The sequence below is a fragment of the Pseudoalteromonas sp. S8-8 genome, from assembly GCF_000497875.1.
Lineage (GTDB): Bacteria > Pseudomonadota > Gammaproteobacteria > Enterobacterales > Alteromonadaceae > Pseudoalteromonas > Pseudoalteromonas arctica.
Genome location: NZ_AUTR01000077.1, coordinates 1 through 6,772, shown reverse-complemented (window position 1 = coordinate 6,772; position 6,772 = coordinate 1). Strand labels below are relative to the sequence as shown.

General features: G+C 40.9%; 6 protein-coding genes and 1 pseudogene. All 7 read right to left on the bottom strand.

The annotated features are described in order from the left end of the window. Nucleotides 1-794, bottom strand: a 794-nt coding sequence (locus L659_RS0122755; RefSeq protein WP_024592073.1) for a PoNe immunity protein domain-containing protein, incomplete at its 3' end; no start/stop codon positions are given. Between the two features lie 5 nt (nucleotides 795-799). Continuing rightward, nucleotides 800-1,546, bottom strand: a complete 747-nt coding sequence (locus L659_RS0122750) for a PoNe immunity protein domain-containing protein (RefSeq protein WP_024592072.1) — start codon at nucleotides 1,544-1,546, stop codon at nucleotides 800-802. 9 nt (nucleotides 1,547-1,555) lie between these two features. Further along, entirely contained in the window at nucleotides 1,556-3,382 is a 1,827-nt protein-coding gene (locus L659_RS1000000124010; RefSeq protein ID WP_024592071.1) for a hypothetical protein, read from the bottom strand. Between the two features lie 201 nt (nucleotides 3,383-3,583). After that, nucleotides 3,584-3,925 carry an immunity protein YezG family protein gene (locus L659_RS0122740; RefSeq protein ID WP_024592070.1) on the bottom strand — a complete coding sequence of 114 codons (342 nt, stop codon included), beginning with the start codon at nucleotides 3,923-3,925 and terminating at the stop codon, nucleotides 3,584-3,586. A gap of 32 nt (nucleotides 3,926-3,957) precedes the next feature. After that, nucleotides 3,958-4,458 (bottom strand): hypothetical protein, encoded by a 501-nt coding sequence (locus tag L659_RS0122735; protein WP_008170468.1) that lies wholly within the window; start codon nucleotides 4,456-4,458, stop codon nucleotides 3,958-3,960. A gap of 32 nt (nucleotides 4,459-4,490) precedes the next feature. Next, nucleotides 4,491-5,234, bottom strand: a complete 744-nt coding sequence (locus tag L659_RS0122730) for an Imm49 family immunity protein (RefSeq protein WP_008170470.1) — start codon at nucleotides 5,232-5,234, stop codon at nucleotides 4,491-4,493. A 10-nt stretch (nucleotides 5,235-5,244) separates the two neighbouring features. Continuing rightward, nucleotides 5,245-6,772, bottom strand: a pseudogene (locus L659_RS1000000124005) (hypothetical protein); the annotation flags it as partial.

Below are 6,772 nucleotides of genomic sequence, written 5' to 3'. Positions count from 1 at the left end.
TTATTACGTATTAAATCATTGGCTAGCATTGGATGTGGCGTAAGCTGTACTTTGGTTATACCAAGTAAGTTTGCCACTAACGCATGCTCTAAACACCAGTACCCAATATAATAATCAGTATATTCAAATTCACAATCACATTCATGGTTGCCGTGCCAGTCGGCATCATCAAGTTGGGCATACCATTGCGATATAAACTGGTTTAGCTTCTGTGCTTGCGTATTTTTATCAAGACTAAAGGCGTCAAACAAACACTGGTAAACATCAGGGTAATAGAGGGTCTTTGCCATAGGGCGTTGTGAATCACCGAGCTTTACGGCAATAGCATCAAATAATGCATCTTTACCTTGTTCACCAATGACATCAAGCGTTTTACTAATATGCTCAGTGGGCGCGTCGCAGGCAACGAGTAACGACAGCCACCAAAGCGTATAAATATAGCGATTTATATTCGCAGAGCCACACGCATCGCCAGCGCCTCCAAGTTGCTCAAAATCAACACGGTAAAGCTGATGGGGTTGTGGAATGTTATTAGCTACCAAGGTGAGCTGTTCACGATAAGGTAAAATAGCGAGTACAAAAGGGCGTAGTTCATCAATAGAGGCACCATAAGAATAATGCGCTACAGCTCGCATAATCGCTAGTTGAAACAATCTCTGAGCCACATCAACGCGCTGAGTAGGGGAGGTAAATACAGCGTCGTCGAGTGCGGCTTGTGTTTCAGTTAGAGCTTCATCAAGGTCACTCGTAAGTGTTTGAAAGTAGCTTTCATCCTTACGGTTATCACGTAACATCCATGTCATCCTTTAAGGTGAACTAAATCTTTAGGGTAATACGGGTGGTCAATAAAGCTACTGTCGTCAATATTATAAAGTTTAACGACTAAAGCCGAACCCCAGCACCAGTAGCCAATGTAAGCATCCGTATCCATTAAGTGGTAATCAGGGCTTCCTTCGGCTTTATACCATGCATCAAGATATGCTTTCACTAATTCAGGTCGCTGCTCGGGTGTCCCTTCAATAACACTGTATAACTTACCAAAACGTTTTTTGAATAACGGCATTGTTGCAGCTTGGCGTTCACTATCTCCCATCGCGATAGCGAGGTTATCGAGTAAAGCATCTTGCCCTTGATTAGCTATAAGCTCAAATGCTTTTAGGTAATAGTCTTCACCCATGCCCAAGCAGTAGGCAAAGGTAAGCCAAATAATTGTGCGCCTTAAATCATCTTCGTGTAACTCCTCCCAATCGATACGATTTTTTTGCTCATTTGCAGGCAAGGCGTCAGCATAGTCTTTTTGCCATTGACGGTATTCAAGTGCTTCAAGTAAATGAGGCTTAAGCTCAGTTAAGTTGTCTCCGCGAGAGTAACGTTCGTGAAGCAATCTTGAGGTGTAATCTACGAGTCTAAAAGAAAACCTCATTTTTGAATTAACAGTTAAGCTGTTATCATTTTTTAGGTCATCAATGTATTCTTGAATTGTTTCAAGACTAAATTCTACTTGTTCATCAAAGTAAGCTTTACTTTTTAATTTATCTCTAAGCATTTTTTCTTCCTAAAAGCCTAGGGGTGTACCGATGACACTCCCACTAATATCTAATTTTTTTACAACAAGCGTACCATCAGGCTTATTGCGTATTAATATTTTTTCAACTGAGCCATCATTTTTATCTAGGCTTTTCAAAATTTTCGATCGTTCTTTCCTACTTAGCCCTGCTTTTTCAAGTCTTTCATCATTAAGCCACTTGTCACTCATTTGCTTGCCGTCACTAGTCATTCCTAGCCTGGCCTTGTTGTACTTGGCTTCAGTAATGGCTGTTTTTGGTGGCGGGCCTATATAAGAATAAATACCATCAATGCCCGTTTCGCCCATTTTATACTGACCATTTGTATTACCGATGGGTTTATAGTTTTTTGATGTCATTAACGCATGGGCATTATATTCACCTGCGGCTGCTTTTCTATGATTAAGTGATTTAAATATGTCTTTAAAATCATCAGGTGTTTTCAGGCTTAAGCGACTCGCTGCTTTAGCCCCTTTAAGCTCATTACTAATTGGCGCATCTAATTCATTCGCAACGCTCTTTTTAGGTTTACCCACAATACCGGTGCTTTTCGGCGGTTCGAATTCATCGAGGGCTTTGTTTACGCGATTGCCAATCTCACTTGCTGCGTCTTTAACGCCCTGGTCTATTTTGGGCGCTATTTCATCAAGCTGTTTAATCGTGGCTTGCATGCCGTCTATGGCAAGCTGTGGCAGCAGCAAATCATATTGCCAACTTGTTGATATTTCGTGAAGTGTATCGCGCAGGCCTTTTATAAAGGCTTTTACTTCGCTGGCTGCTTGTTTACCTAGGTCTTGCCAATTTATTTTACGTAAATACTGAACAGGGTCGCCTTTGCCCAACTTGCGTAACACTGCAATTGCGGCTTCTATTGTGTCGCCGCTGTTTTTAATCACCACTTTACCGACGCCTTTTACCGCGGAGCCGAGCACCGGTACTAAACCTATCGCGGTGAGCGTAAAGGCAATCCAGCCATCACTGTCGTTGGCTTTATCGTCATCAGTCAGTAGCATTATATTGGCTAAAATATCCCGCACGTCCATGACTTGGTCAATAACAGGTATCATTGAAATAATACTGCCTACCACAATCTGCGCCGTTGTAGGGTCTTTATTAAAGTCACCTTGCAGTGCTCCCCATAACCAATCACCTTGCAGTGCTCCCCATAACCAATCACCTTGCAGTGCTCCCCATAACCAATCACCTGCTTGGCTGGCTATGTTGCTTGCTTCATCAAGTGTTGCTGCTTGCCCAGCTCTGCTCATTTGTATGGCAGAGGCGGGGGTTATTCTTTTATAAAGTGGGTTTGGCGTGGTGTTATCTTGTGGTTCAAACTCGCGCGTATCTTCGCCGTATTGAACAGTAAATTGACCATTTGGTACGTCGGTTAATTGCGCTATCCCGTCTTCATCTAGCTGGCCTGTGCTTTGTGTTCCATCATCAAATTTAATTGTATAAGGTGCGTTTTTTACAGGGCTGCCATCTTGATAAACATAAAGTAAATCCACTACGCTTGACGTTGTTGCAGCAATACCTGCGTCATTAATGGTTATATCACTAATGCGGCTAATATTGGCAGGGCTTGCATTGCTCGGTGCCCGCGCTGTTTGTGGACTAGTTATGTTGTAATCAACTGGGCCATCAAAGGTTATAAATGTGCCATCGAGTGTAAGTACGTTAGTGGCGGTAATATCAACATTGCCTTGACTGTCGAGTTTTATCTCGCCGCCTGCGTTGTGAATAATTAAATCGCCATTACCTGAGCCCGTAATGCTTATATTATCGTTTGTTTGTAAAAACGTAGAGCCATTAGGCACATTAAGCTTTTACTTTTTAAGCGCAGCGTCTCTAGCCCTCTTTGTGAATAATTTACTCAAAAAACATATTGCACAAAGAGAAAAGAATGAGAAGTAAATGAGGGACCCAATTTGAAATACAGCCAAAAGCTAAGGTACTAATTTTAAAAGGCTGTAGCACCAGCAAGCATCCATGTTGTTAAAGGGCGGTTAAATTATTGCTTAACGTGTTGGAACAGCGGCGATTACTTCTTCATCGTTATTATCGCGTTCAAAGTTTAAGTTAAATTGGCCTTTACGCGTCATTGTAAAAATAGCACGTTGCCAATCTTCCACTTCATTTTTAATGGCGTGGTCAAATAACGTTTTAAACAACGCTGTTATATTGTCAGATACAGCAATTGCATGCTGTGTTTCGTCATCTGCTTTAAAGTGAGCTTTGCACTCAATCACATTATTATTATCGCAATCTAAAATAAGCTGTGCTTCAAGCCACGGAGCATCAATTTGTTGATAAAGATACTGACCTAGGTGTTGCGGGATGTTTTTAATGTCGGGTTGCATTTGCTGTCCTTAGCGTTACTTTACATCATTAATCATTGCTCAATGAGTACGACGATTGATTTACCTTGCTCAGCCGCATCTCTAAAGGTTACAAAGTACTTGTCTCGAACTAGCTCATACGCTTCGGGGTTTACTTCGTCGATACCATCTTGCTCAATTTCAGCAATAATTTGCTGACCTTCCAAATTGCTAATATCGAAGTCGTATTTTTCTTCCATTATGGTATATAAATCTTTGACCATATCAGCAGGAAAAAATCCGAAAGTACCGCTAATATCAGCGTCAGGTGGTAGTAGCTTATGAGGGAAAAAGTTAAAACTAGCAATAAGTAATAAGCGGCTATTACCAGCGATGGCATCCCACAATTGCAGTGCTGGCTCAAAGCCGCGCAGGTTTATTTCGATTGACTGCCAATGAATGGCTTCTTCTTCAGTAATTTCCAGTAACTGTTGGTATTTGCTTTCATCATCACCGTTAAGCGAGGTCGGGTAACTTTCTTCGTCAATAAGTAATAAGTGAATTAAGCTGCTCATAGGTAATAGGCTCGTGTTGTGTGATTAGCGAACTAATCAATTAAAAATAAGGGTAGATAAAGTGAATTGGTTTGGCATTGCCAGCCGTGCAGGTCTTTGCCTAATTTAGCCATAGTAAGCGCATTTAAACAGATAAAGCCTTCTTCCATATCTTTGTAATCACCAAATTTGCATTCATCAGTATGCCATTTTATGGCTTTATCAATACTGGCTTGCCAAAGTGTTATATCGGCTGATGTTAAAGCAGAAATCGCTTCGATTAACGGGAGGATATACTGTAATACATCTTTATCCTTGGTGTTTTTGGTTTCAAGTAAGGCGGCATCAATATCGCTTTGCTCAGGTGTGCCACCTGTAACAATATTTTTTAATAATTCAACATATTGGAGTTTGGCTTGATGTTGAACACTCGATAGTTTTATTTCACTGTGTTTAAGTTTTTCTAAAACTTCCTGCTCAGCAAAAAGAAGAACAATATTGAGATCTTGTTGAATAGTCCAATCGTTATGACTTGTTTTTAACTCAGGGTCAAAACCTCGTAAAAATGCAAAAGGTGCTGCTTTTTCGAAGTATGATTTAGTTTCAGGGAAATTTTCTAATACATAGTATGCATATGCTAATTCAATATATTTATTAGCTACCACAAAGGTGGCTTGCTGCCTCACTTCTATATAAACAGAATTGTCTAGTATTTGAGGTGTTCGCTTAGTTAAAACAATAGGAGCACGTTTAAATAGTCGCTCAAAGTCAATTTCACATTTATTTAAATTTAACATTAAAATTTCTCTACGGTAAAGGTTGTAATTTTCCACCAATTATTTTGCCGTTATCTTCAACAGCTTCGATAACTAATTTACTTATTTTTGGATCGCCATCTTCAATAGCATCGAATAAATTTTCACCTAATTGATTCTGAGCTTGGTATTTTTTAGATTTTTTCATGCTAGCCAGAGTGTTATCAATCCATTTATCAGTCATTTGATCTCCCTTTTTGGCTCCTTTAGTAAGTTTGGCACCAGGTCCTTTAGCTTCTACAATAAAGTATTCTAGCACGTTGCCGTCTTTATCACGCTTAGCCCAAACTTGGTCAAAACCGGGCCCAGGACCAAAACCTAATTCCATTTTCGCAGGTGGCGGTGGCTTAGAAAAGTGTTTTGCCATATATGCACTTGCAGCACGTTCTCCTTTAACCTCGGTCAGCTTCGCTTTAAATGCGCCAATGCGGCTACTAGAATCTTTATCATTAATAGCTTTGGCTAGTTTTTTCTTATATGCCGTTTCATAGTCCGCTAGGTTTTTGTAATGGGCATCAAGAGCAGGGTTTCTTACTAACTTAAGTGCTGACACTTGCGTTGTTACGCCTCGATTGGTACCTGGTTGTAATGCCGCATCGGGCTTGTCAATGCGCTCAATTAATTTAGGTTGCTCAGGCGATACTGTGTGCGATATTGTTTTATCTAGCTGTTTGCGCTTAAGTATATCGGCCATATTAACCAGTGCGCGATTGGCGCTGGCAAGGTGTTTTGATTTACTCGCTGCAGAAGCGGCAACACCCACCCCGCCTGTTAATATCGCTAATAATATTTCAAAGGCCATTACACCGGTTATACGTTGTTTATCTACGTACGAATGGGCTTCAATATAGTCATACGGAAAGCGCGCGAGTGTATTGCGGGTATCTTCATCGTCCATTAAGGCGAGTAATAATTCAAAGGCATCTGATAATGCACTGGTTGTTTTTTGGCTAAAGGCTAAAATTGTTTCAAGTTCGTGCTTAACCGCGTGTTTATCACCACTGGCAATAGCGTCAATCATTCTAAAGCAGGCAGAATACACACTGATATTTACATCAATCCCTAATACGATTAAATCAGCGATACCCGTTACAAGGGATTTTGCGCCTTGATACAGGCCCGTTGCGCGTGCACCGGTTTCAATCATCCATTGGGTGAAAAAGTCTTCTTGCTCAAAAATAGCATCGCCAATAGCTGCTTGTTTGCTTATTTCATCAAGCATGGAGGTGAGATGTTGTTTAAAGTCGTTACGCAGTTGGATGAGTTGTTGCTCATCAGCTTGAGTGGTTGCACGCAGCAAAACATCACTTTTACCTTGCGGTAAATTAGCCAAGGTGGCTACACCGTTTGCCAGTGAGCCGGTATGTTCAATGCCCTCATTATCGATAACAATATAGTCAATACCATCAACGGGCGAACCATCATCATAAAGGTATTCAAGTTCAAGCTGAGCGAGTGTACTTGCGGATAACGTATTGTCACCCAAATCAAACGCAGTCACTTGGCTAATGTTAACAGGG

Excerpts from the sequence above, each read along its gene's own strand:
- L659_RS0122750 (WP_024592072.1), bottom strand. The coding sequence starts at position 1,546 with ATGCTTAGAGATAAATTAAAAAGTAAAGCTTACTTTGATGAACAAGTA.
- L659_RS0122740 (WP_024592070.1), bottom strand. The coding sequence starts at position 3,925 with ATGCAACCCGACATTAAAAACATCCCGCAACACCTAGGTCAGTATCTT.
- L659_RS0122735 (WP_008170468.1), bottom strand. The coding sequence starts at position 4,458 with ATGAGCAGCTTAATTCACTTATTACTTATTGACGAAGAAAGTTACCCG.
- L659_RS0122730 (WP_008170470.1), bottom strand. The coding sequence starts at position 5,234 with ATGTTAAATTTAAATAAATGTGAAATTGACTTTGAGCGACTATTTAAA.